This is a genomic window from Devosia sp., from assembly GCF_017307495.1.
Classification (GTDB): domain Bacteria; phylum Pseudomonadota; class Alphaproteobacteria; order Rhizobiales; family Devosiaceae; genus Devosia_A.
The window spans coordinates 37,085-60,988 of sequence record NZ_JAFKHE010000029.1; the positions used below are offsets into that span (position 1 = coordinate 37,085).

A 23,904-nucleotide genomic window follows, 5' to 3' on the forward strand; every position below is an offset into this window, starting at 1 on the left:
CATGACCAGCCATCGGAAAAAGTCGAAGTTCACGGTCTATCTGGACCCCGACGTGACGCAGGCGCTGGCGGATTTTGCCGCGCGCCGGGATCAATCGCAGTCCATGATCGCCGAGGCAGCGATCGCATCGTTCCTGTCGCCGGACGATGCCGAGCGGCGCGAGGCCGTCGTCGCCAAGCGCCTCGATCAGATCGACCGCCGCATGACCCGCCTGGAGCGGGATGTCGGCATCGCCGTTGAAACGTTGGCGGTGTTCATCCGCTTCTGGATCACGACCACGCCGGCCTTGCCGGAGCCTGCCGCGCAGGCGGCACGCGCCAAGTCAGCCGAGCGGTATGAGGCTTTCATCACCGCGCTCGGCCGGCGCCTCGTCAAAGGGCCGAAGCTGCGACAGGAGATCCCCGAGGATGTCTCCGAGTCGGAGCCGTGACGATCTCGCGCGTCATCTGGTGAGCCCGGCGACGACATCAAGATCAGGGCTCTTCCGCCGTTCTCCTGTATTTGCACGCCACACTACTACTACGACCGATACTTGTTGAACCGACCCGATTTCGGGCTCTTTTAATCGACCCCATTCCGGGGACTGTCTGTTGCGCCTCGTGAGGAAACGGGGCCGACATGACCACTTCACACCAGAAGCCGGAGGCGATCCAGCGCGGCGCGCGGATGCTGCGCACCGCGCTTGGGGCCGCCATCGCGCGATTTCTGGAAGACCCCGCCGTCGTCGAGGTGATGCTGAATCCCGATGGCCGCATCTGGATTGATCGCCTGTCCGAAGGGCTGGCCGATACGGGCGAGAGGCTGTCGGCCGCCGATGGCGAGCGCATCGTGCGCCTGGTCGCCCATCATGTCGGCGCGGAGGTTCATGCCCGAAGCCCGCGCGTCTCGGCCGAACTGCCCGAGACGGGGGAACGGTTCGAGGGCCTGTTGCCGCCGGTTGTTGCCGCGCCGGCCTTCGCCATCCGCAAGCCCGCCGTCGCCGTCTTCACGCTCGACGATTACGTCGCTGCGGGGATCATGGTCGCCGACCAGGCCGTGACGTTACGCGCGGCCGTCGCGGCGCGCGCCAACATCCTCGTCGCCGGCGGCACCTCGACCGGCAAGACCACGCTGACCAATGCGCTGCTGGCCGAAGTCGCCAAGAGCGCCGATCGCGTCGTCATCATCGAGGACACGCGCGAACTCCAGTGCGCCGCGCCGAACCTCGTTTCCATGCGGACCAAGGAAGGCGTCGCCACGCTTTCCGATCTCGTGCGGTCCTCGCTGCGCCTGCGCCCCGATCGCATCCCCATCGGCGAGGTGCGCGGCGCCGAGGCGCTCGACCTCCTCAAAGCCTGGGGCACCGGCCATCCCGGCGGCGTCGGCACGATCCACGCCGGCACCGGCATCGGCGCGCTACGCCGTCTCGAACAGCTCATTCAAGAGGCCGTCGTCACGGTCCCGCGCGCTCTGATCGCCGAGACGATCGACCTCGTGGCCGTCCTCGCCGGCCGCGGCTCCGCGCGCCGGCTCGCCGAACTCGCCCGCGTCGAAGGGCTCGGCCCGGACGGCGATTACCGCATCACCCCAGCCCACCCGACCACAGGAGAACCCGAATGATCCGCACGCTTCAACGCGGCCGCCGCATCGTGGCGACCGCCATAACCGCCGTCACTGTCAGCATGATGCTGGCGCCGGCCGCCCATGCCTCCGGCTCGTCCATGCCGTGGGAAGCGCCCCTTCAGAAAATCCTCCAATCGATCGAAGGCCCGGTGGCCAAGATCGTCGCGGTCATCATCATCATTGCCACGGGCCTGGCGCTCGCCTTCGGCGACACGTCCGGCGGCTTCCGCAAGCTGATCCAGATCGTGTTCGGCCTGTCGATCGCCTTCGCGGCCAGCTCGTTCTTCCTCAGCTTCTTCAGCTTTGGCGGCGGGGCGCTCGTCTGATGGCGGTCGCCTTCGAGCAATTGGATGTGCCGGGATTCACCGTCCCGGTTCACCGCGCACTGACCGAGCACATCCTGCTCGGCGGTGCGCCGCGCTCTATCGCGATCCTCAACGGGACGCTGGCCGGGGCCGTGGGCCTCGGCCTGCGCCTCTGGCTGGTCGGCATCGCCATCTGGGCCATCGGTCATGTCGCGGCGGTCTGGGCCGCCAGGCGCGATCCCCAATTCGTCGAGGTCGGCCGACGCCATCTGCGCGTCCCGGCTTTTCTCGCGGTCTGAGGGGGCGTCGCCATGATGAATCTCTCCGAATATCGCCGCACCGCTGCCCGCCTTGCCGACTATCTGCCCTGGGCCGCGCTGGTCGGCCCCGGCGTCATCGTGAACAAGGACGGATCGTTCCAGCGCACCGCGCGCTTCCGCGGTCCCGATCTCGATAGCGCCGTCGCGGCCGAGCTGGTCGCCGTCGCCGGTCGCATCAACAACGCCTTCCGCCGTCTCGGCTCGGGTTGGAGCATCTTTGTCGAGGCGCAGCGCAGCGAAGCCGCGACCTATCCCGACAGCACGTTTCCCGATCCGGCCTCCGGCCTGGTGGAAGAGGAACGCAAGGCCGACTTCGAGGAAGCCGGCATCCATTTCGTGTCGGACTATTTCCTGACCATCCTCTATCTGCCGCCGGCCGAGGACGCCGCCCGGGCCGAAACCTGGCTCTACGAGGGCCGCGAGCAATCCGGCGTCGATCCCCATGAGGTGATGCGCGGGTTCATCGACCGCACCGATCGCGTGCTCGCGCTGCTCGACGGCTTCATGCCCGAATGCGGCTGGCTCGATGACACGGAGACGCTGACCTATCTCCATTCGGCGGTTTCAACCAAGCGGCATCGCGTCCGCGTTCCCGAAACGCCGATCTATCTCGATGCGCTGCTCGCCGACCAGCCGCTGACCGGCGGCCTCGAACCGCGCCTTGGCGACCAGCATCTTCGCGTCCTCACCGTCATCGGCTTTCCGACCGCGACGACGCCCGGCCTGCTCGACGATCTCAACCGGCTGGCCTTTCCCTATCGCTGGTCGACCCGCGCGATCCTGCTCGACAAGACCGACGCGACCAAACTGCTGACCAAGATCCGGCGGCAATGGTTCGCCAAGCGCAAGTCGATCGCTGCCATCCTCAAGGAAGTTCTGACCAACGAAGCCTCGGCGCTGGTGGACACCGATGCGTCCAACAAGGCGGCCGACGCCGACATGGCCTTGCAGGAACTGGGTCAGGACGTGGCGGGCATGGCCTATGTCACCGCGACGATCGTGGTGTGGGACGCCGATCCGCGCCTTGCCGACGAGAAACTCCGCCTTGTCGAGAAGGTCATCCAGGGCCGCGACTTCACGGCCATGGTCGAGACGGTCAACGCGGTGGACGCATGGCTCGGCAGTCTGCCCGGCCACGCCTACGCCAACGTCCGCCAGCCCCCCATCAGCACTTTGAATCTCGCCCACATGATACCGCTGTCGGCGGTGTGGGCGGGGCCGGAACGGGACGAGCATTTCGGTGCGCCCCCCTTGCTTTACGGCAAGACCGAAGGCTCGACCCCGTTCCGGTTATCCCTCCACGTCGGCGATGTCGGCCACACCCTCGTCGTCGGCCCGACTGGCGCGGGCAAGAGCGTGTTGCTCGCGCTGATGGCGCTCCAGTTCCGGCGCTATGATCGCAGCCAGGTGTTCGCCTTCGACTTCGGCGGCTCGATCCGCGCCGCAGCCCTCGCCATGGGCGGCGACTGGCACGATCTCGGCGGCGGGCTGACAGAGGGCGACGACTTCTCCGTCTCGCTTCAGCCGCTCGCGCGCATCCACGATACCTATGAGCGTGCCTGGGCCGCCGACTGGATCGTCGCGATCCTGACCCGTGAAGCAATCCAGATCACGCCGGAAGTGAAGGAGCACATTTGGACCGCGCTGACGTCGCTGGCCTCGGCGCCGGTCGAGGAACGCACGATCACCGGCCTGTCGGTGCTGCTCCAGTCCAACGACATCAAGCAGGCGCTCCGGCCTTATTGCGTCGGCGGGGCCTATGGTCGGCTGCTCGACGCGGAGGTCGAGCAACTCGGCTCGTCCGCCGTGCAGGCGTTCGAGATCGAGGGGCTGGTCGGCACAGGTGCGGCGCCCGCCGTGCTTTCCTATCTCTTCCATCGGATCGGCGACCGGCTCGATGGACGGCCGACGTTGCTTATCATCGACGAGGGCTGGCTGGCGCTGGACGATGAAGGCTTTGCCGGCCAGCTCCGCGAATGGCTGAAGACGCTGCGCAAGAAGAACGCATCGGTGATCTTCGCCACGCAGTCGCTATCCGACATCGACAATTCGAGCATCGCGCCGGCCATCATCGAAAGCTGCCCGACGCGCCTCCTGTTGCCGAACGAGCGCGCGATCGAGCCGCAGATCACGGCCATCTATCGCCGCTTCGGTCTCAATGACAGGCAGATCGAAATCCTCGCGCGGGCCACGCCCAAGCGGGATTATTACTGCCAGTCACGGCGCGGCAACCGCCTGTTCGAGCTGGGCCTGTCCGAACTCGGCCTCGCGCTCTGCGCCGCATCCTCAAAATCCGACCAGACCCTGATCGCCAACCTCGTCGCCGAACACGGCCGCGACGGCTTCCTCGCCGCGTGGCTGCGCGCCCGCGACGTGGGCTGGGCTGTCGACCTCATCCCAACTTTTCCCACCGCAGCAAAGGAGTCCTGACTATGATTACCCTTCGTTTCCGCTCGCGCGCCATGGCGCTCGCCGCGTCCATGCTGGCGGCCGCGCCGCTCGCACTCTCGCCGATGGTGGCGACGCCCGCTCACGCCATCATCGTCTTCGATCCCTCCAACTATGCGCAAAACGTCCTGACCGCCGCGCGCACGCTGGAGCAGATCACCAACCAGATCACCTCGCTCCAGAACGAAGCTCAGATGCTCATCAACCAGGCGAAGAACCTGGCGAGCCTGCCTTACTCGGCGCTTCAGACCTTGCAGCAGAACGTGCAGCGCACGCAGCAGCTTCTCCAGCAGGCCCAGGGCATTGCCTTCAATGTCCAGCAGATTGACCAGATGTTCAGCCAGAAATACGGCAACGTCTCCATGTCGACGAGCGACAAGCAGATGGTCGCCGACGCCCGCTCGCGCTGGCAGAACACCGTCGGCGGCTTGCAGGACGCCATGCGCGTGCAGGCCGGTGTCGTCTCGAACATCGACAGCAACCGGACGCAGATGTCGGCGCTGGTCAGCCAGAGCCAGGGCGCGACCGGCGCGCTTCAGGCGACGCAAGCCGGCAATCAGATCCTCGCCCTGCAATCGCAGCAGCTTTCGGATCTCGTGGCGCTGCTCGCCTCCAACGGCCGCGCCAGCGCGCTCACCGAGGCCGAACGCAGCGCCGCCGCCGAACAGGGCCGCGAACAGCGTCGCCGCTTCCTGACGCCGGGCTCGGGCTACCAGCCCGGCAACGCCCAGATCTTCAACAGCGGCAAGTAAGCGCCGGAAGGAGCAGGCTTATGGACGGCAAGATGCTGGCCCGGCTGGGCGCTATTGTATTCGTCGCCATCGCCGTCACGGCGACGGCGATCGAAATGACCCGTAGAGAGGACGCGCCAGCACCGCCGTCGGCGCGTCAGCTTCAGCCCGAAGGCGATCCGCTGCGCGAGAGCCAGCGCCGGTGCCAGCAACTTGGTCAACAGGCCGCGAGCGATGCGGAATGTCTGCGCGTCTGGGCCGAAACCCGCGACCGCTTTCTCGGCCACGCGCCTGCGCCGGTCGCTCCGGTCGCACCGGCGGCGCCCGCCGCAGCCGAAGGGCGGTGAGCCATGGGCGGCGCAGGCGTCATCGATAATTTCCTCGGCGTATTCACCAAATACATCGACTCGGGCTTCGGCCTTCTATCCGGCGAAGTCGCGTTCATCGCGACCACGCTCATCGTCATCGACGTGACGCTCGCCGCGCTGTTCTGGTCGTGGGCCGGCGATGACGACATCATCGCACGTCTCGTCAAGAAGACGCTGTTCGTCGGCGTCTTCGCCTATCTCATCGGCAACTGGAACAATCTCGCGAAGATCGTCTTCGATAGCTTCGCCGGGCTTGGCCTGAAGGCGAGCGGTACGGGCTTCTCGACCGCCGACCTGATGCGCCCCGGTAAGGTCGCGCAAACCGGCCTCGATGCCGCCCGGCCGCTGCTTGAAGCGATCTCGCCGCTGATGGGCTGGATCTCGGTCTTCGAGAACCTGATCCAGATCGTGTGCCTGCTGTTTGCCTGGGCGCTCGTGATCCTCGCCTTCTTCATCCTGGCGATCCAGCTCTTCGTCACGCTGATCGAGTTCAAGCTTTCGACGCTCGCCGGATTCGTTCTCATTCCGTTCGGTCTCTTCGGGAAGACCGCCTTCATGGCCGAGCGCGTGCTTGGCAACGTCATTTCCAGCGGCATCAAGGTTCTGGTCCTTGCCGTCATCATCGGTATCGGCTCGACGCTGTTCGGCGAGTTCACCAAGGGCTTCGGCGGCACGACCCCGACCGTCGATGACGCCATGGCGATCGTGCTCGCCGCGCTCTCATTGCTCGGCCTCGGCATCTTCGGTCCCGGCATCGCCAACGGTCTCGTCTCTGGCGGCCCGCAGCTCGGTGCTGGCGCTGCCGTGGGGACCGGCCTTGCCGTCGGCGGCGCAGCCCTTGCGGCAGGCGGTGCGGCGGGTCTCGCCATCAAGGGCGGATCGGCGGCGCTCTCCGGTGGCGCTGCCGTTGCCCGCGGCGGCGCGACGGCGGCAGGCTCGGCATCGGCGGCCTATTCGCTCGGCTCCGTGGGGCAGTCGGGTGCGGCAGGCGTCGTCTCCGGCATGGGCGGCGTTGCCCGCGCCGCAGGCTCGGCCGCCGTCTCACCGCTGAAGCGCGCGGTGGCGCGCGCCTCGGAAAGCATGAAATCCAGCTTCTCCGATGGCGCCAAGGCCGGCTTCGGTGCGACCGGCGGCTCCTCGACCATGGGAACGGTCGGCGGTGGTCCGCAGGACGCCGAAGCCGCGTCCACGCCGGCAGCCACGGCAGGAGGCACCCCGGAATGGGCCAAGCGCATGAAGCGCGGCCAGCATCTTTCTCACGGCGTCAGCGCCGCCGCCCATGCCGTCCGTTCCGGCGACAGCCACGGCTCCGGTTCTTCCGTCAACCTCTCTGAAAGCGACCGCTCATGAACATCTTCAAAAGGCCCGCCGTGCATTACGGCAAGACGCCCGAACCCGAGACGCCTTACCAGAAGGCCGCGCAGGTCTGGGACGACCGCATCGGCTCGGCCCGCGTGCAGGCCAAGAACTGGCGATACATGGCCTTCGGCTCGCTGATCCTCTCGGCCGGTTTCGCCGGGGCGCTCGTCATCCAGTCGGCGCGCGGAACCGTCGTGCCCTGGGTGGTGCAAGTCGACAAGCTCGGCCAGGCGCAGAGCATCGCGCCGGCCACCGCCGACTATCGCCCGACCGATCCGCAGATCGCCTGGCATCTGGCCCGCTTCATTGAGCAGGTCCGCTCGATCCCGGCCGATCCGATCATCGTTCGCCAGAACTGGCTTCGCGCCTATGAGTGGACGACCGACCGCGGCGCGGGCGCGCTCAACGACTATGCCCGCACCAACGATCCCTTCACCAAGGTCGGGAAGCAGCAGATCGCCGTCGACGTCTCCAGCGTCATCCGCGCCTCGCCGGATTCCTTCCGCGTTGCCTGGACGGAGCGGCAGTTCGAGAACGGCGTGCTTGCGAGAACGGAGCGGTGGACGGCGATCTTGACCATCACCCTCCAGCCGCCCCGAGACGCCGAGCGGCTGAAAGCCAATCCGCTCGGCATCTACGTCAATGCGATTAACTGGTCGCGGGAGCTGAGCCAATGAGCCCGTCCGTCCGCACCTTCGCCGTTCCGGCCCTGTTGCTCTCCGCAACCATGCTCGCCGGATGCGCCAGCATGACCAAGCCTCCGGCGATCAGCTACGACGCCAGCGTGCCGCCTTTGCCGGCGATCCCGGCCGCCGTCACCGATGACCGGCCGAAGCCGGTGCTGATCCCGCCGGCCTGGACGGTCGCACGCGGCGGCGAGACCGCCGGCACCCCGACCGGCCGCGTCGAGAACGCCAATGCGGCGGCTCGCGTGCAGCCGCGCCGCGAGGGCTATTACAACGCCATCCAGATCTACCCATGGTCGGAAGGCGCGCTCTATCAGGTCTATGCCGTTCCCGGCCAGATCACCGACATCGCGCTGGAGCCGGGCGAAAGCCTGACCGGCGCGGGACCGATCGCCGCCGGCGATACGGCGCGCTGGATCATCGGCGATACCGAGAGCGGTTCCGGCGTCACGCGCCGCGTCCATATCCTCGTCAAGCCGAGCCGGCCCGACATCACCACCAACCTCATCGTGACCACCGACCGGCGCACCTACATGCTGGAGTTGCGCTCCGGCGAGAAGCCCTACATGCCGTCTGTCGCTTGGGCCTATCCGCAGCCGCCGGCCAGCCAGCGCCAAAGCGTGCCAGTCACGCCGGTCATTCCGGCCGTGGCCGCCCGCAATTATCGCTACAGCCTGACCGCCACTGGCAATCCGCCGTGGAAGCCGATCGCCGTCTATGACGATGGCCGGCATGTCTATGTCGAGTTCCCGGCCGGCATCGTGCAGGGCGAGATGCCGCCGCTCTTCGTCATCGGCCCCGAAGGCGAAACCCAGATCGCCAACAGCCGCATCTATCAACACATCCTGATTGTCGATCGCCTGTTTGGCGCGGCCGAACTGCGCCTTGGCGCGGGCGACAAGCAGCAGACCGTCAGGATTACCCGCACCGACGGGAGGCCGTCATAATGACCGATACCGCAGGCAATACCGCAACCAGCACCCCCGTCGCGCCGATGCGGCTTCGCGCCGAAGCGCCGCGCGTCACACGCCTCTCGCGCAAGATGCTCGCGAGCGTCGCCGCCGTCGCCCTGGTCGGCATCGGCGGATCGCTGATCTACGCGCTCCAGACACGCGGGCCGGACGATGGCGGCGCTGAGCTTTATTCCACCAACAACCGCCAGACCGCCGACGGTCTCGCCGGATTGCCGAAGGACTATTCCGGCCCGATCCTTGGCCCGGCGCTTCCCGGCGATCTCGGCCGCCCGATCGTCGACGCGCAGAACAACGGCCAGCCCGTTGTAACGCCCGCGGTTCCGACGCCCGGCGTCAGCGAGGCCGAGCAGCGTCGCCGCGCCGAGGAAGAGGCCGCGCGCCTCAGCACCGTCTTCTTCCAGTCGCGGCAGGGATCGACGGCCGCCAGCACGGCGGGCGCAATGCCCGGTCTTGCCGGCCTCGATCTCTCCGGCGCGGGCGGACAGGCCGCCACCGGCCAGGACAAGCTGCTCGCCTTCCTCAACGCGGCGGCCGACCGGCGCACCGTCACGCCCGATCGCGTGACGCCGCCGGCGTCGCCCTTCGTGCTCCAGGCCGGGGCGGTCATTTCGGCCGCACTCATCACCGGCATCCGCTCCGATCTGCCCGGCCAGATCATCGCCCAGGTCACGGAGCCGATCTATGACAGCCCGACCGGGCGCATCCTGCTCGTACCCCAGGGGACGCGGATCATCGGCCAGTACGACAACAACGTGCAGTTCGGCCAGCGCCGCGTCCTGCTCGTCTGGAACCGGCTCATCATGCCGAACGGCCGCTCGATCGTTCTCGAGCGCCAGCCTGGAACCGACACGCAGGGCTATGCCGGCCTTGAGGATGGCGTCGATTATCACTGGTGGGATCTCGCCAAGGCGGCCGGGCTCTCGACCCTGCTTTCGGTTGGAGCCGAGCTTGCCGTCGACGATCAGGACCGGCTCCTGCGCGCCATCCGCAACGGCGGCCAGGACACGATCAACGACGCCGGACAGCAGATCGTTCGCCGCCAGCTCAACGTCGCGCCGACGCTGACCATCCGGCCGGGCTTCCTGGTCAGGATTGTAGTGACGCGCGATCTTGTCCTCGAACCCTTCAGGAACTGACCATGACCAAGCTGAAACTCGGCCCCATCGCCGACGATAAACCCGTCAAGGTCGCGCTGGAGCTGCCTGCCGCGCTCCATCGCGACCTGATGGCCTATGCCGAGATCCTCGGCCGCGAGTCGGGACAGGCATCGGCCGATCCGGTCCGTCTCATTGTTCCTATGCTGGAGCGATTCATAGCCACGGATCGGGGATTTGTGAAAGCGAGGAAGTCAAAAGCATCGCAGTAATGATTGTTGCTCTTGTTGATCGGGATAATGTACGCGCGAGACTGAGCAATCGACGGCAGGCCGGATTATCGTTCCGGGGCGACCACACTGCGCTGAAGGGCAGAACTTCGTTCGCGATCGGTCGATATGTGATTCCTGGGAACTGTGCGACCGTAGTTGCTTCGCTCGTCAGCGTTAGACCTCGACCGACCGCTACAAGCGAGAGAAGATTGTCTCGACCGACATATTGTGTATCAACTTCTGGATGCCGTCCAAGATCAGCGAGGCGCTGCACCAAGTAGTCGTGAATCTCCGGCCCCGGCGCCCCGTCGCTTACAATGAACCGCTCGCCGACGAGGTCGCGCCAGTTGAGTTCCGCCTTGCCGCAGAGCGAGTGGTTAGCGGGAAGGACAACAAATACCCGCTCCCACCAAAGCTGATCGACTTCGCAATCGGGCCACTGCGACGTACCGGTGATGAACGCAACATCAAGTCGCAACTGACGAATCGCCGAAACATGATCCGCCGGATCGCCGTCTATCAGCTCGATTCGGACCTGCGCGTGACCCTTATCATAAGCGCGCAGCAACTCCGACAGGAAGCCCGAGGCGAGCGAAGAGAATATCCCGATCTTGATCCGACCGTCTTCGGAGCGTCCGATCGTGGCGACGTCCTTTGCACCATACTCGATCTGCCTAAGTGCCTTTCGCGCGTGCCGCACGAAGCGCTGCCCGGCCAGCGTTAGAATGACACCGCCATTGTGCCGCTGAAAGAGCGAGGCGCCCAAGTGATCCTCAAGATCGCGGATTCGACGGCTGACCGCTGACTCTCGGATGCCAAGCGCCGACGCAGCCTTGCGAAGGCTGCCATGTTCCGCTGCGGCAACGAAGTATCGGAGGTGGCGTAGTTCCACTTATATTCCGCTGGGTTCATGACGTATCGGGCTCCTCCCATGGAGGGAGGACAGGCGCTCACCGTTCCATTCGCGTGGGATCGACCGGCGTTGGTCGACCGGGATAACGGCCTTGCTGTCGATGACGATTACCCCCGTGGTTTCCTCTTGCGGTGAGCAACTATAATGGATAGATAGTAATAGATTACTTTCTTGTGTGAGTGCAAGCCATGAATGGGCATCCCAAGCATCTTCCCGCTGACGAGCGACGAGCGGCGACCGTGGAGGCGATGGTCGATCTGGCCGCGGAACAAAATCCGAGCGACATCACAACGACGGCCATCGCGCAGCGAATGGGGCTGACCCAGGGGGCGCTGTTCCGTCATTTCCCGAGCAAGGATGCGATCTTAGAGGCCGTCATATCTTGGGTGGCCGAACGCTTGCTCGCCCGCGTGGATAAGGCAGCAGAAGGAGCCACGTCTCCGATCGCAGCCCTTGAGGCGGTCTTCGTGACACATATCGAATTCGTCTCTGAACACCCGGGGGTGCCAAGAATGCTGTTCGGGGAGTTGCAGCGTCCGGGCGAGACCCTTCCAAAGCGGATGGCCCAGACGCTGATCCGCCACAACGGCGAGCGGATTCGTGGGTTGCTCGAAGCAGGGAAGACACGGAACGAGCTGCATGCGGATCTCGATCCAGATGCCGCAGCCACGCTGTTCATCGGCACGGTCCAGGGACTCGTCGTGCGATCCTTGCTGGCGGGCGATGTAACCCGCATTCGCAGCGATGCGGGCGGCGTTTTCGCCATTTATCTGCGCGGTATCGGAACAGTGCAATGAAGAGTATTCATCTATCCAGCGTCACAAAGCGGCTCCTGATTGTTGCCGCCGTCATCGCGATAATTGGTGCTGGATGGCTGTGGGTGCAGCGCGGCGACCGCAACGACAATACTCTGCGCCTATACGGCAATGTCGACATTCGGGAGGTGCAATTGGCCTTCCGTCAGTCCGGCCGTGTAGCGCAGATGCACTTCGATGAAGGAGATCACGTCGAAAAGGGCGCGCGCATTGCTGTCCTCGACGCGCAGCCGTTCGAGGAAGCGCTCGCGGCGGCGGATGCGTCTGTGGATGTTTCTCGGGCAGAGCTCGACAAATTGCACCGCGGCCTGCGTCCACAAGAGATTGCACAGACGCAGGAGGCCCTTAATCAGGCATTGGCCGTCGCTAGGGAGGCAGAGCGCAATTTCGATCGTCAGAACCAGTTGCTCACGTCGGGGGCTACCAGTCAAAAGGCGGCCGATGCGGCGCGCGCCTCGCGCGATCAGGCCGTCGCCACTGTCAATGCGGCCCGGGCCGCCCATTCACAAGCCATGGAAGGCTTCCGCAAGGAAGATATCGCAGCGGGGCAAGCCCGCCTGGCAGCCGCACAAGCAGCACGAGCACAAGCTGCGACTGCTCTTGCAGACACAGTGCTGCTGGCACCGAGCACCGGCACTGTGATTGCACGGGTTCGCGAACCCGGCAGCATGGTCGTTAGTCAGAGTCCGATCTATAGCCTCAGCCTTGATGCTCCGGTTTATGTACGTGCCTATGTTAGGGAACCGGATCTGGGCCGCATCGCGCCCGGAATGCAGGTGCAGGTTCGCAGCGACTCGTCCGACAAGGTCTATCGAGGTCAGATCGGGTTCATTTCACCGCGCGCCGAGTTCACGCCAAAAACGGTAGAGACCACGGATCTACGCACAGATCTAGTCTATCGCCTGCGGATCGTGGTCACCAATGCAGATGCCGCATTGCGCCAGGGCATGCCGGTGACCATCGACGTCGATGCCGGGCAAGCCTCCAGCGCGCACGTCAAAGGCCGTTGACGTGGCGTCCGGTAGCACAACATCCGACCCGCTACGTGACACGGATAGTGAGGTAGCAGTCGTCATCGACGGGGTAAGCAAGCATTTTGGCAGCGTGCATGCTTTGCAGAGCTTGAATGCGCATATCCGGTACGGCTGTCTTACCGGGCTGGTTGGACCGGACGGCGCGGGCAAGACAACCTTGATGCGCATTCTGACAGGTCTGCTGGCGCCGAACAGCGGCCAGGCCACGGTGGCGGGCTTTGATGTGGTGGACGACAATGACGCCATCCATGTCGCGACCGGCTACATGCCGCAGCGCTTTGGCCTCTACGAAGACTTATCGGTCATGGAGAATATGCGCCTCTATGCGCAGTTGCGCGGCATGGATGCCGACAGGAACGCTGACCTTTTTGCGGAATTGCTCGACTTCACGCGTCTTGCCCCCTTTACCGAACGCTTGGCAGGGAAGCTCTCCGGCGGCATGAAGCAGAAGCTCGGTCTGGCCTGCGCGTTGATGGCCCGGCCTGCCGTCCTGTTGCTCGATGAACCGGGCGTCGGCGTCGATCCGGTCAGCCGTCAGGATCTGTGGCGCATGGTGCAGGCGCTGACCGACGAAGGGATGGCCGTGGTCTGGTCGACCGCTTACCTCGACGAGGCTGAGCGCTGCGACAGCGTGCTGTTGCTCAACGAAGGGCAGCTTGCTTATGACGGGCCGCCCGGAGAGCTGACCGCACGCCTTACAAACCGAAGCTTCCGTCTGGAACAGGTTGGCGATCAGCGACGTGCCGTGCTTGCCGAGGCATTGGATCTGGAAAGCGTCAGCGATGGGGTGATCCAGGGTGCCGGCGTACGCATGGTGCTGCGCGCCGATACGGGAAGCGAGCAGATAACCGCGCTCGCCGGGCGGGTCGATGCGCAGCTCAGGGCGGTGCCCGCCCGTTTCGAAGACGCCTTCATCGATCTTCTTGGTGGTGGTCCGGGCGGCACATCGGCGCTCGCTGAAGGGTTGTCGCCGGTCGAACTTGCCTCAGACGTCGCCGTTTCCTGCCGGGATCTGACCAAGCGCTTTGGCGATTTCACAGCCACCGACAATGTGAGCTTCGAGGTCCGCAAAGGCGAGATCTTCGGCCTGCTAGGGCCAAATGGCGCTGGCAAATCGACCACCTTCAAAATGCTGTGCGGCCTCCTCAAACCCACCAGCGGCGAGGCGCAGGTGGTGGGGCTGGACCTGCGCCGGGCGACCGGCGCGGCCAAAGGCCAGCTTGGCTACATGGCGCAGAAATTCTCGCTCTATGGTTTGTTATCCGTGCGGCAGAACCTGGAGTTTTCCGCCGGCGTATATGGCCTGAAAGGCGCCGCGCGGCAGGCCCGGATCGAGGAGATGATCGACATCTTCGGTCTGCAACCCTGGCTCTCGGCGGCGCCGGACTCATTGCCGCTTGGATATAAGCAACGCCTGGCGCTGGCGTGCGCGGTGATGCATCGCCCGCCTGTGCTGTTCCTGGATGAGCCGACTTCGGGCGTCGACCCCATCACAAGGCGCGAATTCTGGACCCATATCAACGGGCTTGCCCGCAAGGGTGTGACCGTGATGGTCACCACCCATTTTATGGACGAGGCGGAATATTGCGATCGGGTGGCGATGCTCTATCGCGCCCGGCTGATCGCGCTAGACACGCCGGACGCTCTCAAGCGCGGCGCGGTCAGTGATCACCAGCCGGACCCGACCATGGAGGACGCGTTCATTCATCTGGTCGAAGCAGAAGATCTCGCTGACGAGGCACGCAGCGGGGCGACAGTATGAACGGCTCGAACGGACCGCGCCCGGAACAACGAGTGCCTCTTGAGGCCATGCGCCGCTTCGATCCAAAGCGTCTTTGGGCTCTGGTGCTTAAGGAAAGCCTGCAGGCAATGCGTGATCCGTCCACGCTGTTGATCGCTTTCGTCCTTCCGGTCGTGCTGTTGTTTCTGTTTGCCTATGCGGTGTCGCTGGACGTGCGCGCGGTGCGGATCGGCGTCGTGCAGGAATCGCAATCCGCGTCAGCACACTCACTGGCCGCCGCATTCGCCGGCACCCGTTATCTGAATGTCACTTTCGTCCATGACCGGCGGGAGGTCGCGGACCGGGTTGTCTCCGGCAGCTTGCGCGGCTTTGTGGTGATTCCGCAGGATTTCGAGCAGCGCCTGGCCAACCGTGGGGTCCAGCCTCTCGTGCAGATCATAACCGACGGCTCGCAGCCCAATACCGCCAACTATGTAACTAACTATGCGCAGGGCGTCGTGCAGACCTGGCGGGGCGGCCTCGGTGTCGAGGCGCCCCAGGCAGGCGTAACACTGGAGCCACGCTACTGGTTCAACGCCGAACTGGAAAGCCGCCGTTCGCTCGTACCTGGCGCCATCGCCATCGTCATGACCATCATTGGCACCATGCTGACCGCGCTCGTGGTCGCGCGCGAATGGGAACGCGGCACGATGGAAGCGGTTCTCTCCACGCCCGCATCGGTCGTGGAAATCCTGATCGGCAAGCTCTTGCCCTATTTTGCGCTCGGCATGCTATCCACGCTTGGCGCAACCGCACTGGCGGTCTTTGTGTTCGACGTGCCGTTGCGTGGATCGCTGGCCGCGCTCCTGTTGCTTTCAGCCACCTTCATGGTGCCTGCACTGGGTCAGGGACTGCTGATTTCCTCTGTCACCCGCAATCAGTTTCTGGCCGCGCAGATTGCATTATTCTCCGGCTTTCTTCCGGCATTCATGCTGTCGGGCTTTCTCTATGAGATCGACGCCATGCCAGCGCCGATACGGGCCATCACCTGGCTGATCCCGGCACGTTATTTCGTGTCTTCGCTGAAGACCATCTTTCTGGCCGGAGACATCTGGGCGGTCTTTGTGCCGAACCTGCTGGCGATGGCCGGAATCGGAATCCTGTTTTTCCTCCTAGCGAAACGCGCCACGCGCAAGAATCTGGAGTGAGCGGCCGTGGCGCAACACAATAGCTATTTCGCTTTCACCCGGCTGCGGGCGCAGTTCATCAAGGAAGTCCTGAGCATCCTGCGCGACCCGCGCAGCCGTATGGTGGTGTTCGCGCCGCCGCTGTTGCAACTGCTGGTGTTTGCCTTCGCTGCTACGTTAGAAGTGCGCAATGTCGATATCGCCGTTCACAATCAGGATACCGGGCGCTGGTCCTATGAACTGATCACGCGACTGGACCGGGCCGACTTCATTACCCGGGTCTATCGCGTGACCGACAGCCAGGAGCTTCGCGATCTTATCGACCAGGGCAAGGTGATCGCGGCGCTCGATATCCAGCCGGACTTTTCGCGTGCAATCGCCGCCGGCGACAATGGTCGCATCCAGGTTCTGATCGATGGTCGACGCAGCAATTCAGGGCAGATCACCGCCAGTTATCTTTCCACCATCGCTGCCGAGGTTGGTGCGGAGGCCAACGCCGGCACCGGGCCCACGACGCCGGCAGCGGTGCGCAACTGGTTCAATCCCAATCTGACGTACCGCTGGTTTATCGTGCCCGGCCTCTCCGGCATATTGGCCTTCTTCAGCGCGCTGCTCATCACGTCGCTGTCGATCGCCCGTGAACGCGAACTGGGAACGTTCGACCAGTTGCTGGTGTCGCCAACCTCCACGCCGGAAATCATCGTGTCCAAGTCGCTGCCGGCGCTGGTCATCGGCACCATGCTCGGACTTCTGATGATGGCGGCAGCCGCAGGACCGTTCCAGATCCCGTTCAACGGATCGTTTGGGCTCCTATTTGTCAGCCTGGTCCTGTTCATCCTGTCGGTGGTGGGCATCGGCCTGATGATTTCGGCGATCAGCGCGACCCAGCAGCAGGCCATCCTTGGCGCCTTCGCCATCGGCGTACCCGCCGTTCTGATGTCGGGCTTCGCCACGCCAGTCGAGAACATGCCCACAATGCTGCAATGGCTGGCTCAGGCGATACCACTCACCCATTTCCTCATCATCGTGGAAGGCAGCTTTCTGAAAGCAATGTCGCCCGGCGATATTCTTGCCAGCCTTTGGCCATTGGCTCTCATCGCCCTGGTGTCGCTCACCATGGCCACCATCTTCGTTCGAGGACGTCTGCAATGAGATTGATCTGCTATCGCGAACCGGCATCCTTGACGGATCGGGGCGTGCGTCCTCTCCGATGGTGGCGCGCCGCACTGGTGACAGTCGGCTCTACCTCGTTGACCGCCTGTGTCGTCGGCCCTGACTATCACGGGCCACCTTCCGTTTACACGGGGAGCGGCTGGACCCTGACGGCGGCAGGAGCGTCCGCGCCCGCCGACCTTACCCGCTGGTGGTCAACGCTGGGCGACCCAGAACTGGAGAGACTGGTCGACACTGCACTGGCGCAGAATCTGGATATCCGTCAGGCCTCCGCGAGGATCGACGAAGCGCGGGCACTGCGCGACCGGGCTGCTGGTCAACAACTGCCCTCTGTTTCCGCAGGCGCCAGCGTGAACCGCCGCCGGCAAAGCGAAAATGGCCCGCTGCCCGTTGGTTCCATTCCGGGGCTCGATGCGTCGCAGACAATCTATGATGCCGGCTTCGATGCTGCCTGGGAGCTTGACCTGTTTGGCGCCAATCACCGGACGCTGGAAGGCGCGAGCGCGCGGTTGCAGGAGGCCGAAGCCGAGGCACAGGGCGTACGTATGCGGATCGCGGCGGAGGTCGCTCGCACATGGTTCGAGGCGACTGGCGCCAGGGAAGAATTGCTTACGCAGCAGGCGACGGTCGCGACGTTGCAACAGACGCTGGACCTCATGCGCAGCCGTGCCGCTCTCGGCGATGTTTCCCGCGCCGATGTGGATGCAGCCCATGAGCGGTGGGCTGCGGCTAATGCCATGCTACCGGGCATTGAGGCGCGTCAGCGCGGAGCAGTACTCGGTCTTGGTGTCCTGCTCGGCGCACCCCCGGAACGGGAACTGAAGCTGCTCAACACCGCCGCGCCTGCGCGCGTCCTGCCAGCACTGCCCGTAGGGGAACGCGCCGACATCTTGCGTCGCCGCCCCGATGTTCTGGCCGCTGAACGGCGACTCGCTGCCAGCACCGCCGATATCGGCGTTGCTACCGCAGAGCTGTTTCCCAAGCTGTCCATTGGTGCCGGTGGCGGATTCCAGGCGCTCAATCCGGGCGACTGGTTCGATTCGTCCAGCACGCGCCTCTCCATTGTGCCGCTCATCTCGTGGCGATTGTTCGACGGCGGCCGTGTGCGCGCAGAGATACGTGCCCGGGAAGCTTCTCAACGGCAGACCGCGCTGGGTTATGAACAGGCTGTGCTGGCGGCACTGGGAGATGCAGAGCGTGCCTTGGGCGATTACAATGCAGCTCTTGATACATTGACACGTCGTCAAGCGGCACTGGATTCCTCGCGCCGTAGCTTTGGTCATGCTCAAGCGCGCTTTGCCGCCGGCGATATCATGCGAATTGAGTTGCTTGCGGCCCAGCGCCTTCTGCACGAGGCCGAAACTGTAAATCTGCGCGCGCAGACGGCAGCTGCTGTGCAACTGGTAGCGCTGTACAAAGCGATCGGAGGTGGCTGGGGGGCGTCCGAAGCAACCTCATCCACTCCCATTTCATGACAGGATCGGCGATCGATTTTTGAACAGCGCTGTTTTCTTCGCGATCATTCTACGGTCTTATTTGTCGTTGCTTTTGGTGTGGCATCTCCTTCCCGGCATAATCGGAATTATTTGATCTCAAATCAGTTTCTACAACTGACGAAGTTGAACAAGCATTGCGCGCAACCAATGCGGCAATGCTCACGATGCACCAAAATGCGGTCCGCACGCTCATAGCAATGAGAGTTCGCATTTCGTATGCGCCGCCTCGGAATATCCACACACCAAAGCCAGCAAAGACAATGACTGTGGCAACAGCAACAGCGACCGCGAATGCAGGCGCCCATCTGCTTCGCAAAATCAAACCGATCCCGGTGATGATGTATGCAAATCCAGCAAGAAAATTAAAATACAAGACGAATGGTACAATTTTCTCCCGAGATTCGGGTATCCCGTGAAGACCGAGAATAGCGTTTCCACCGGAAACGACCGTGGCTATTCCAAATAGAATTGCCGCTACACCGCAGGCTTTTATAGTCACATTTAGTCTATATTCAGACATCGACCTCGTCCCATTCGCTCTTGTGAAGCGTAGCCTATCGTTCCAATTTGAATATCCGCTCGCCAGATCTCGTGCCGATATATCCATTATTGGATCGCACCAATTCCACGCACCGCTCGGGGAGCAGGAGGCCGGGTTTGAGGCATAGGCCATCTGGCGTCGGTCTCCATGTCGGAGACAATTCCATGGGCCCGCCGGTCATCTTGCCTTTGCCGTTTTCAAAAAGGACAAGAGTGGTAACGCGGCCATCTTCCGTGGTCATCTTCCAGGGACGCCCGTCTGCAACATAGTGGGCAATTGCCGTCTGCTCTGCCCTTACAGGGGAAATCGAATGCCCCATCGCAAATATTACGAACACTGAGAATGGTAATACAAAGTGCTTTGCCGGACTGCTTTTGCGATCATTATTCAGGAGATTTTTCATTTATATCCACCCCGAATCTGCGGAGATCCATCGTCAACATGGCGCCACTTACACTCACACCGACCCAAGATTCCTCGGGAGATTGATCAACGTTTCTTTGGGTAACTCCCGGCCGGTTGGCGACAGCCTCGGTCGTGAGGTCCGCGGAAACTTGTGTCGCGGCAAGGTCAACGACGGTTTGGACCGTCGCTTTACGTCGGCCATCCGGGCAAGGTGAGCTTGCCAAACAAACCACATGCACCTTCATTAGCAAGTAACTTATTACTATCTAATGGCGCCGTGATTTGTCAAGTGCGCCCCAGTCCGGAGCGGGAAAGTTCTCGTGGCCTGGCCTTCTATGGCAGTAGCAAAGAGAGGATCAGCGGCAGCCCGAGGCCGGAGGCAAGAGGTGTTGCCGAGTGAAGGTTGGCGCTGGCACGCCCTAACCATGGAAGCGAAGAGCTTTCATCGCGCAGTTTCAATGCCACGGCGATAGATGGCATACACGGCCGGGGCATCATGGCGAATCCGACTTACCTTGCCGGCCAACAGTGACTGCATGACCAATCCCTGAATCGTGCCGATGAACAACACGGCCGCGGCATCCACGTTCAGTCCCGCACTCAACTCGCCTTGCGCCTTACCCACTTCCATCAGGCGGCGCAGCCGCTGTTCGTACTGACGGATCAAGGTCTGGACCATTCGCTTCGGAAGAGTCTCGCCCGGTCGTTGCAGCTCTCCGAACAGCATTCTTGGCACGCCCGGGTGTCTTGCCACGAAGTCGATATGCGCCATGAACATGGCTTCGAGGGCCGCCGCAGGGGCCGCCGCGCCTTCGGCCGCCTTGTCCACGCGGGCCAGTAGGCGTTCACTGACCCAGGACAGGGTTGCTTCCAGGATCGCGTCCTTGGTGGGGAAGTGGCGAAACAGGGCACCCTGCGTCAAGCCCATTCGATCCGCAATTGCGGTGGTCGTGATCTCGGCCGGGTTTTGCTCTGCTGCCAGATCCACAACGGCCTGTACGGTGGCGGCTCGCCGTTCTTCGGCACGTAGGTATTGAGGGCGTTCGTTCACTGTTCGGATCTCCACGTAGTGAGTGATGTATTACTTTTATAGTCGTCAAACCTCTTCCCCGAAAGAGGGTCAATCTGACGATTCGGGACAGAATGAGCGTGATCGTAACCGCAGTTAACGGTGGTCTGGTTCAGCTTGGCTTGGTGCGTTGCGACGCCAATTTGTGTGGGGTCGCTGAGAGCGACTCGGCGGCGTCAGCCAGAAACCCGCGCGGGCCGATGCCCCAGAAGAACTGTCGTCGGCGACGTGAGTTGCATATTCGCTTAAAGAGGGTTAGATAGTAAAATGTCACTCACTAAAATGAGGCTGACAATGACTACTGTTGCCATGATTGACAAGCCCGCGCCGGCATCATCTGAAAACACGCCGCCCGATGCCTTGGATGCGGTTGCGAACGCCTGGCGGGCGCGCAGCACTGGCGGGTTGTCGCCGGCGGCGGGCTTGTTGGCGTGGTACGATTGGGCCCTGCACCTGAGTCTTTCACCGGGCAAGCAGCGCAACCTTCTGGAAAAGGGGCTGCACAAGCAGCAGCGACTCGCGCGTTATGCAGTACGAGCGGCAAGCGCACGCAACTGCCCGACTTGCATTGAGCCGCTGGAGCAGGATCGGCGGTTCGCCGATCCTGCTTGGCAGCGATGGCCCTTCAACGTCATTCACCAGAGCTTCTTGCTGCAGCAGCAGTGGTGGCATAATGCCACCACTGGCGTGCGCGGCGTGTCCCGCCATCACGAGAGATTGGTCACTTTCGCCGGGCGGCAGTGGCTGGACATGTGGTCGCCTGCGAATTTCATCTGGACCAACCCTGAGGTACTGCGCGCCATTACGGACAGCGGTGGCGCCAATCTGTGGCGCGGTGCAATGAACTTCCTCGACGATGCGCGGCGTCTTGCGCTGAATGGTGCGCCAGCAGGGGTCGAAGGGTTCGAGGTTGGCAAGGACGTGGCGGTCACGCCAGGAAAGGTGGTGTACCGCAACCACCTGATCGAGTTGATTCAATACACACCCACGACGCCCGATGTGCATGCCGAGCCGATCCTGATCGTGCCGTCCTGGATCATGAAGTACTACATCCTCGACCTGTCGCCGCACAACTCGATGGTGAAGTATCTGGTCGGCCAAGGACATACGGTTTTCATTATTTCATGGAGGAACCCGACCGCAGCTGATCGTGACCTCAGCCTGGACGACTATCGGCGATTGGGGGTCATGGACGCATTGGATGCGGTTACGGCCATTGTCCCCGAGCGTAAGGTGCAAGCGGTCGGCTATTGCCTGGGCGGTACCTTGTTGGCGATCGCTGCTGCTACGATGGCGCGCGATGGTGACGAACGTCTGCAAAGTTTGACGCTGCTGGCGTCTGAGACCGACTTTCGTGAATCTGGCGAGATCGCGCTTTTCATCGACGAGAGCCAACTGGCGTGGCTCGAGGCCGGCATGTGGGACAAGGGCTATCTTGACGGCAGGCAGATGGCTGGCGCGTTCCAGATGCTCAATTCGCGTGACCTGATCTGGTCGCGACAGGTTCGCGAATACCTGTTGGGTGAGCGGCAAGTCTTCAACGATCTGATGGCCTGGAATGCCGACGTGACCCGCATGCCGTATCGCATGCACAGCGAGTACCTGCGGCAACTGTATCTGTGCAATGATCTGGCAGAGGGACGCTATCAGGTCGGCGGGAGGCCGGTGGCGCTCGCCGACATCGACGTGCCCATGTTCATCGTCGGCACAGTGCGTGATCACGTCGCGCCTTGGCCCTCTGTGTACAAGATGCACCTGCTCAGTGATGCGGAGTTGACCTTCGTGCTCACCAGCGGTGGGCACAACGCCGGCGTGGTCAGCGAGCCGGGGCATCCCCGGCGCAGCTTCCAGATTGCCACCCGTGCCGCCGGCAAGCGCTACGTCGATCCGCAGATGTGGCGCGCCGAGACGCCTTTGCAGGAGGGTTCCTGGTGGTCGGCCTGGCAGCAGTGGTTGGCGCAACGCTCGGCCGGGCGCGTAGCGCCGCCTGCCATGGGCGGCAGCACGTACACACCACTTGGCGACGCGCCCGGGGCATACGTGGCAATGACGTGACATGACCACCAGCGGCGGAGACAGAACTGCCGCGGTTTGATCGGGCCACCTCGCAAGGAAAGGCCCACACCTGCCCCCATGGGGCACAACGTGACCGTGGAGCACTGCAATGAACAACGAACTGCCCATCCAACTCTACAAGGCCAATGCCGAGCTACAGCTACAGATCACCCGTTTGCTGCAAGAGAGCGGACATCGCTGGCTAGAAGCCATGCAACAGCTCAGCGCTGGTAGCGTAGAGGAGACCACCGCGCGCATCCAGAGTCTCCAGCAGGCGGCAGACTGGCAGACGCTCGCGACCCTGCCGTCCGAGGTGTTCCGGCGGCTGTATCAGGGCCGCGTTGGCGATGCCCAAGCACTTGCTGAAACCGCGGCCAAGAGCCAGTCCGCCTTTGTCGATGGCCTGCGCCAGGCGCTCACGATCTGGCAGGCGTCTGTCTCCGAGACAGTCGGTGCTAGTGGAGACGCTGCTTCCTTTGCGCATCTTTTTCAGCCATGGACACAGCCTTGGTCTGCACCAGCCGCCACGCCCCAGCGCAAGGCCGAAAAGTGAGGAGGTCGCTATGAGTACCTCTCAGCGAACGGCCCTGGTGACCGGAGGCAACCGGGGATTGGGCGCCGCTATCGCCCGTGCTCTGCACGATGCCGGCCACCGCGTGATCGTCACGCATACGCCGGGCAACACCACGATTGACCAGTGGCAGCAAGCGCAAGCAGCACAGAATTACACATTCGCCGCCTATGGGGTGGATGTGTCCGAATACGAATCGACGCAGGAACTGGCGCGGCGCATCCACGCCGATGGTCATCGGGTCGACATTCTGGTGAACAACGCCGGCATCACCCGCGATGCCTCGCTGCGCAAGCTCGACAAGGCCGGCTGGGATGCCGTGCTGCGCACTAATCTAGACTCCCTGTTCAATGTCACCAAGCTGTTCATTGACTCGATGGTGGAACGAGGTTGGGGACGCATCGTGAACATTTCTTCGATCAATGGCAGCAAGGGCCAGTTTGGCCAGACCAATTACTCGGCGGCCAAAGCGGGCGCGCATGGATTCACCAAGGCGCTGGCGCAAGAGGTGGCGCGCAAGGGCGTGACGGTCAACACCGTCTCGCCTGGCTACCTGGTCACCGAGATGGTGATGGCTGTGCACGAGGACGTGCGCCAGAAGATCATCGATGCGATTCCAGTTGGCCGCCTTGGTCAGCCGGATGAGATCGCGGCGCTGGTGGCATTTATCGCGAGTGATGCCGCTGCCTTCATGACCGGCAGCAACGTCGCCATGAACGGCGGTCAGCATATGTACTAATGCGCGGGGGAGTAACGCTTTAACCGT

Annotated in this window: 25 protein-coding genes; 21 read left to right on the forward strand and 4 right to left on the reverse strand. The window is 63.3% G+C overall.

Annotated features, from left to right (window positions below):
* Position 1: 1 nt before the first annotated feature.
* The 12 genes from J0I99_RS18240 to J0I99_RS18295 all read left to right on the forward strand — a co-directional run bounded on the left by J0I99_RS18240 (position 2) and on the right by J0I99_RS18295 (position 10,159).
* The gene (locus J0I99_RS18240) at positions 2 to 430 is read left to right on the forward strand and encodes a CopG family transcriptional regulator (RefSeq protein ID WP_291398910.1); all 429 of its coding nucleotides are present in this window, start codon (positions 2 to 4) and stop codon (positions 428 to 430) included.
* A 188-nt stretch (positions 431 to 618) separates the two neighbouring features.
* Positions 619 to 1,599: a P-type conjugative transfer ATPase TrbB gene (gene trbB, locus J0I99_RS18245; protein WP_291398911.1), complete on the forward strand. Its 981-nt coding sequence runs from the start codon at positions 619 to 621 to the stop codon at positions 1,597 to 1,599.
* The gene (locus J0I99_RS18250; RefSeq protein ID WP_291398912.1) at positions 1,596 to 1,928 is read left to right on the forward strand and encodes a TrbC/VirB2 family protein; all 333 of its coding nucleotides are present in this window, start codon (positions 1,596 to 1,598) and stop codon (positions 1,926 to 1,928) included. The genes trbB and J0I99_RS18250 overlap by 4 nt, the downstream gene beginning before the upstream one ends.
* Positions 1,928 to 2,206 carry a VirB3 family type IV secretion system protein gene (locus tag J0I99_RS18255; protein WP_291398913.1) on the forward strand — a complete coding sequence of 93 codons (279 nt, stop codon included), beginning with the start codon at positions 1,928 to 1,930 and terminating at the stop codon, positions 2,204 to 2,206. Before J0I99_RS18250 ends, J0I99_RS18255 begins: the two co-directional genes overlap by 1 nt.
* 12 nt (positions 2,207 to 2,218) lie before the next feature.
* On the forward strand, positions 2,219 to 4,657 hold the full coding sequence (gene trbE, locus J0I99_RS18260) for a conjugal transfer protein TrbE (RefSeq protein ID WP_291398914.1): 2,439 nt from the start codon (positions 2,219 to 2,221) through the stop codon (positions 4,655 to 4,657).
* 2 nt (positions 4,658 to 4,659) lie between these two features.
* Entirely contained in the window at positions 4,660 to 5,427 is a 768-nt protein-coding gene (trbJ, locus tag J0I99_RS18265; protein WP_291398915.1) for a P-type conjugative transfer protein TrbJ, read from the forward strand.
* Positions 5,428 to 5,447: 20 nt separating this feature from the next.
* Entirely contained in the window at positions 5,448 to 5,753 is a 306-nt protein-coding gene (gene trbK-alt, locus J0I99_RS18270; RefSeq protein ID WP_291398916.1) for a putative entry exclusion protein TrbK-alt, read from the forward strand.
* 3 nt (positions 5,754 to 5,756) lie between these two features.
* Positions 5,757 to 7,124, forward strand: coding sequence for a P-type conjugative transfer protein TrbL (gene trbL, locus J0I99_RS18275; protein ID WP_291398917.1), 1,368 nt, complete (start codon positions 5,757 to 5,759; stop codon positions 7,122 to 7,124).
* Positions 7,121 to 7,810, forward strand: coding sequence for a conjugal transfer protein TrbF (trbF, locus tag J0I99_RS18280; RefSeq protein WP_291398918.1), 690 nt, complete (start codon positions 7,121 to 7,123; stop codon positions 7,808 to 7,810). Before trbL ends, trbF begins: the two co-directional genes overlap by 4 nt.
* Positions 7,807 to 8,766 carry a P-type conjugative transfer protein TrbG gene (gene trbG, locus J0I99_RS18285; RefSeq protein WP_291398919.1) on the forward strand — a complete coding sequence of 320 codons (960 nt, stop codon included), beginning with the start codon at positions 7,807 to 7,809 and terminating at the stop codon, positions 8,764 to 8,766. The genes trbF and trbG overlap by 4 nt, the downstream gene beginning before the upstream one ends.
* Positions 8,766 to 9,929: a TrbI/VirB10 family protein gene (locus tag J0I99_RS18290; RefSeq protein ID WP_291398920.1), complete on the forward strand. Its 1,164-nt coding sequence runs from the start codon at positions 8,766 to 8,768 to the stop codon at positions 9,927 to 9,929. Before trbG ends, J0I99_RS18290 begins: the two co-directional genes overlap by 1 nt.
* 2 nt (positions 9,930 to 9,931) lie before the next feature.
* Complete coding sequence (locus J0I99_RS18295; protein WP_029075203.1) at positions 9,932 to 10,159, forward strand: DUF2274 domain-containing protein; 228 nt, start codon at positions 9,932 to 9,934, stop codon at positions 10,157 to 10,159.
* Here J0I99_RS18295 and J0I99_RS18300 read toward each other — a convergent pair.
* Positions 10,104 to 11,051 carry a LysR family transcriptional regulator gene (locus tag J0I99_RS18300; RefSeq protein ID WP_291398921.1) on the reverse strand — a complete coding sequence of 316 codons (948 nt, stop codon included), beginning with the start codon at positions 11,049 to 11,051 and terminating at the stop codon, positions 10,104 to 10,106. The two genes, J0I99_RS18295 and J0I99_RS18300, sit on opposite strands and share 56 nt — an antisense overlap.
* Positions 11,052 to 11,260: 209 nt before the next feature.
* On the opposite strand from J0I99_RS18300, the gene J0I99_RS18305 reads away from it, so the two are divergent.
* Genes J0I99_RS18305 through J0I99_RS18330 form a run of 6 tightly spaced genes read left to right on the forward strand, consistent with a single transcriptional unit; the run spans position 11,261 to position 18,476 of the window.
* A complete protein-coding gene (locus J0I99_RS18305; protein WP_291398922.1) occupies positions 11,261 to 11,869 on the forward strand; it encodes a TetR/AcrR family transcriptional regulator in 609 nt (202 codons plus the stop codon).
* Positions 11,866 to 12,897: a secretion protein HlyD gene (hlyD, locus tag J0I99_RS18310; RefSeq protein WP_291398923.1), complete on the forward strand. Its 1,032-nt coding sequence runs from the start codon at positions 11,866 to 11,868 to the stop codon at positions 12,895 to 12,897. The genes J0I99_RS18305 and hlyD overlap by 4 nt, the downstream gene beginning before the upstream one ends.
* Position 12,898: 1 nt before the next feature.
* Positions 12,899 to 14,683: an ATP-binding cassette domain-containing protein gene (locus tag J0I99_RS18315; RefSeq protein ID WP_291398924.1), complete on the forward strand. Its 1,785-nt coding sequence runs from the start codon at positions 12,899 to 12,901 to the stop codon at positions 14,681 to 14,683.
* Positions 14,684 to 14,730: 47 nt separating this feature from the next.
* The gene (locus J0I99_RS18320; protein ID WP_291398956.1) at positions 14,731 to 15,849 is read left to right on the forward strand and encodes an ABC transporter permease; all 1,119 of its coding nucleotides are present in this window, start codon (positions 14,731 to 14,733) and stop codon (positions 15,847 to 15,849) included.
* 6 nt (positions 15,850 to 15,855) lie between these two features.
* Positions 15,856 to 16,980 carry an ABC transporter permease gene (locus J0I99_RS18325; protein WP_291398925.1) on the forward strand — a complete coding sequence of 375 codons (1,125 nt, stop codon included), beginning with the start codon at positions 15,856 to 15,858 and terminating at the stop codon, positions 16,978 to 16,980.
* Positions 16,977 to 18,476, forward strand: a complete 1,500-nt coding sequence (locus J0I99_RS18330) for an efflux transporter outer membrane subunit (RefSeq protein ID WP_291398926.1) — start codon at positions 16,977 to 16,979, stop codon at positions 18,474 to 18,476. Before J0I99_RS18325 ends, J0I99_RS18330 begins: the two co-directional genes overlap by 4 nt.
* Before the next feature lie 49 nt (positions 18,477 to 18,525).
* Here the strand turns inward: J0I99_RS18330 and J0I99_RS18335 are convergent, their stop codons facing one another.
* The 3 genes from J0I99_RS18335 to J0I99_RS18345 form a co-directional block, all read right to left on the reverse strand.
* Positions 18,526 to 19,017, reverse strand: a complete 492-nt coding sequence (locus tag J0I99_RS18335) for a hypothetical protein (RefSeq protein ID WP_291398927.1) — start codon at positions 19,015 to 19,017, stop codon at positions 18,526 to 18,528.
* Positions 19,018 to 19,051: 34 nt separating this feature from the next.
* A complete protein-coding gene (locus tag J0I99_RS18340; RefSeq protein WP_291398928.1) occupies positions 19,052 to 19,441 on the reverse strand; it encodes a hypothetical protein in 390 nt (129 codons plus the stop codon).
* 444 nt (positions 19,442 to 19,885) lie between these two features.
* Complete coding sequence (locus tag J0I99_RS18345; protein WP_291398929.1) at positions 19,886 to 20,494, reverse strand: TetR/AcrR family transcriptional regulator; 609 nt, start codon at positions 20,492 to 20,494, stop codon at positions 19,886 to 19,888.
* Positions 20,495 to 20,806: 312 nt separating this feature from the next.
* Between J0I99_RS18345 and J0I99_RS18350 the strand changes: the two genes are divergently transcribed.
* From J0I99_RS18350 to phbB, 3 genes are all read left to right on the forward strand, one after another.
* Positions 20,807 to 22,567 carry an alpha/beta fold hydrolase gene (locus J0I99_RS18350; RefSeq protein WP_291398930.1) on the forward strand — a complete coding sequence of 587 codons (1,761 nt, stop codon included), beginning with the start codon at positions 20,807 to 20,809 and terminating at the stop codon, positions 22,565 to 22,567.
* 109 nt (positions 22,568 to 22,676) lie between these two features.
* Positions 22,677 to 23,120 (forward strand): phasin family protein, encoded by a 444-nt coding sequence (locus tag J0I99_RS18355; RefSeq protein WP_291398931.1) that lies wholly within the window; start codon positions 22,677 to 22,679, stop codon positions 23,118 to 23,120.
* Between the two features lie 10 nt (positions 23,121 to 23,130).
* Complete coding sequence (gene phbB / locus J0I99_RS18360; protein ID WP_291398932.1) at positions 23,131 to 23,877, forward strand: acetoacetyl-CoA reductase; 747 nt, start codon at positions 23,131 to 23,133, stop codon at positions 23,875 to 23,877.
* Positions 23,878 to 23,904: the final 27 nt, after the last annotated feature.

Bases quoted from the DNA above. Each gene is read 5' to 3' on its own strand.
- hlyD (WP_291398923.1), top strand. From the start codon at position 11,866: ATGAAGAGTATTCATCTATCCAGCGTCACAAAGCGGCTCCTGATTGTT.
- J0I99_RS18295 (WP_029075203.1), top strand. From the start codon at position 9,932: ATGACCAAGCTGAAACTCGGCCCCATCGCCGACGATAAACCCGTCAAG.
- trbG (WP_291398919.1), top strand. From the start codon at position 7,807: ATGAGCCCGTCCGTCCGCACCTTCGCCGTTCCGGCCCTGTTGCTCTCC.
- J0I99_RS18330 (WP_291398926.1), top strand. From the start codon at position 16,977: ATGAGATTGATCTGCTATCGCGAACCGGCATCCTTGACGGATCGGGGC.
- J0I99_RS18250 (WP_291398912.1), top strand. From the start codon at position 1,596: ATGATCCGCACGCTTCAACGCGGCCGCCGCATCGTGGCGACCGCCATA.
- phbB (WP_291398932.1), top strand. From the start codon at position 23,131: ATGAGTACCTCTCAGCGAACGGCCCTGGTGACCGGAGGCAACCGGGGA.
- J0I99_RS18240 (WP_291398910.1), top strand. From the start codon at position 2: ATGACCAGCCATCGGAAAAAGTCGAAGTTCACGGTCTATCTGGACCCC.
- trbL (WP_291398917.1), top strand. From the start codon at position 5,757: ATGGGCGGCGCAGGCGTCATCGATAATTTCCTCGGCGTATTCACCAAA.
- trbF (WP_291398918.1), top strand. From the start codon at position 7,121: ATGAACATCTTCAAAAGGCCCGCCGTGCATTACGGCAAGACGCCCGAA.
- J0I99_RS18335 (WP_291398927.1), bottom strand. From the start codon at position 19,017: ATGTCTGAATATAGACTAAATGTGACTATAAAAGCCTGCGGTGTAGCG.
- J0I99_RS18340 (WP_291398928.1), bottom strand. From the start codon at position 19,441: ATGAAAAATCTCCTGAATAATGATCGCAAAAGCAGTCCGGCAAAGCAC.
- trbK-alt (WP_291398916.1), top strand. From the start codon at position 5,448: ATGGACGGCAAGATGCTGGCCCGGCTGGGCGCTATTGTATTCGTCGCC.
- J0I99_RS18305 (WP_291398922.1), top strand. From the start codon at position 11,261: ATGAATGGGCATCCCAAGCATCTTCCCGCTGACGAGCGACGAGCGGCG.
- J0I99_RS18320 (WP_291398956.1), top strand. From the start codon at position 14,731: ATGCGCCGCTTCGATCCAAAGCGTCTTTGGGCTCTGGTGCTTAAGGAA.
- trbE (WP_291398914.1), top strand. From the start codon at position 2,219: ATGATGAATCTCTCCGAATATCGCCGCACCGCTGCCCGCCTTGCCGAC.
- J0I99_RS18350 (WP_291398930.1), top strand. From the start codon at position 20,807: ATGACTACTGTTGCCATGATTGACAAGCCCGCGCCGGCATCATCTGAA.
- J0I99_RS18355 (WP_291398931.1), top strand. From the start codon at position 22,677: ATGAACAACGAACTGCCCATCCAACTCTACAAGGCCAATGCCGAGCTA.
- J0I99_RS18255 (WP_291398913.1), top strand. From the start codon at position 1,928: ATGGCGGTCGCCTTCGAGCAATTGGATGTGCCGGGATTCACCGTCCCG.
- trbJ (WP_291398915.1), top strand. From the start codon at position 4,660: ATGATTACCCTTCGTTTCCGCTCGCGCGCCATGGCGCTCGCCGCGTCC.
- J0I99_RS18290 (WP_291398920.1), top strand. From the start codon at position 8,766: ATGACCGATACCGCAGGCAATACCGCAACCAGCACCCCCGTCGCGCCG.
- trbB (WP_291398911.1), top strand. From the start codon at position 619: ATGACCACTTCACACCAGAAGCCGGAGGCGATCCAGCGCGGCGCGCGG.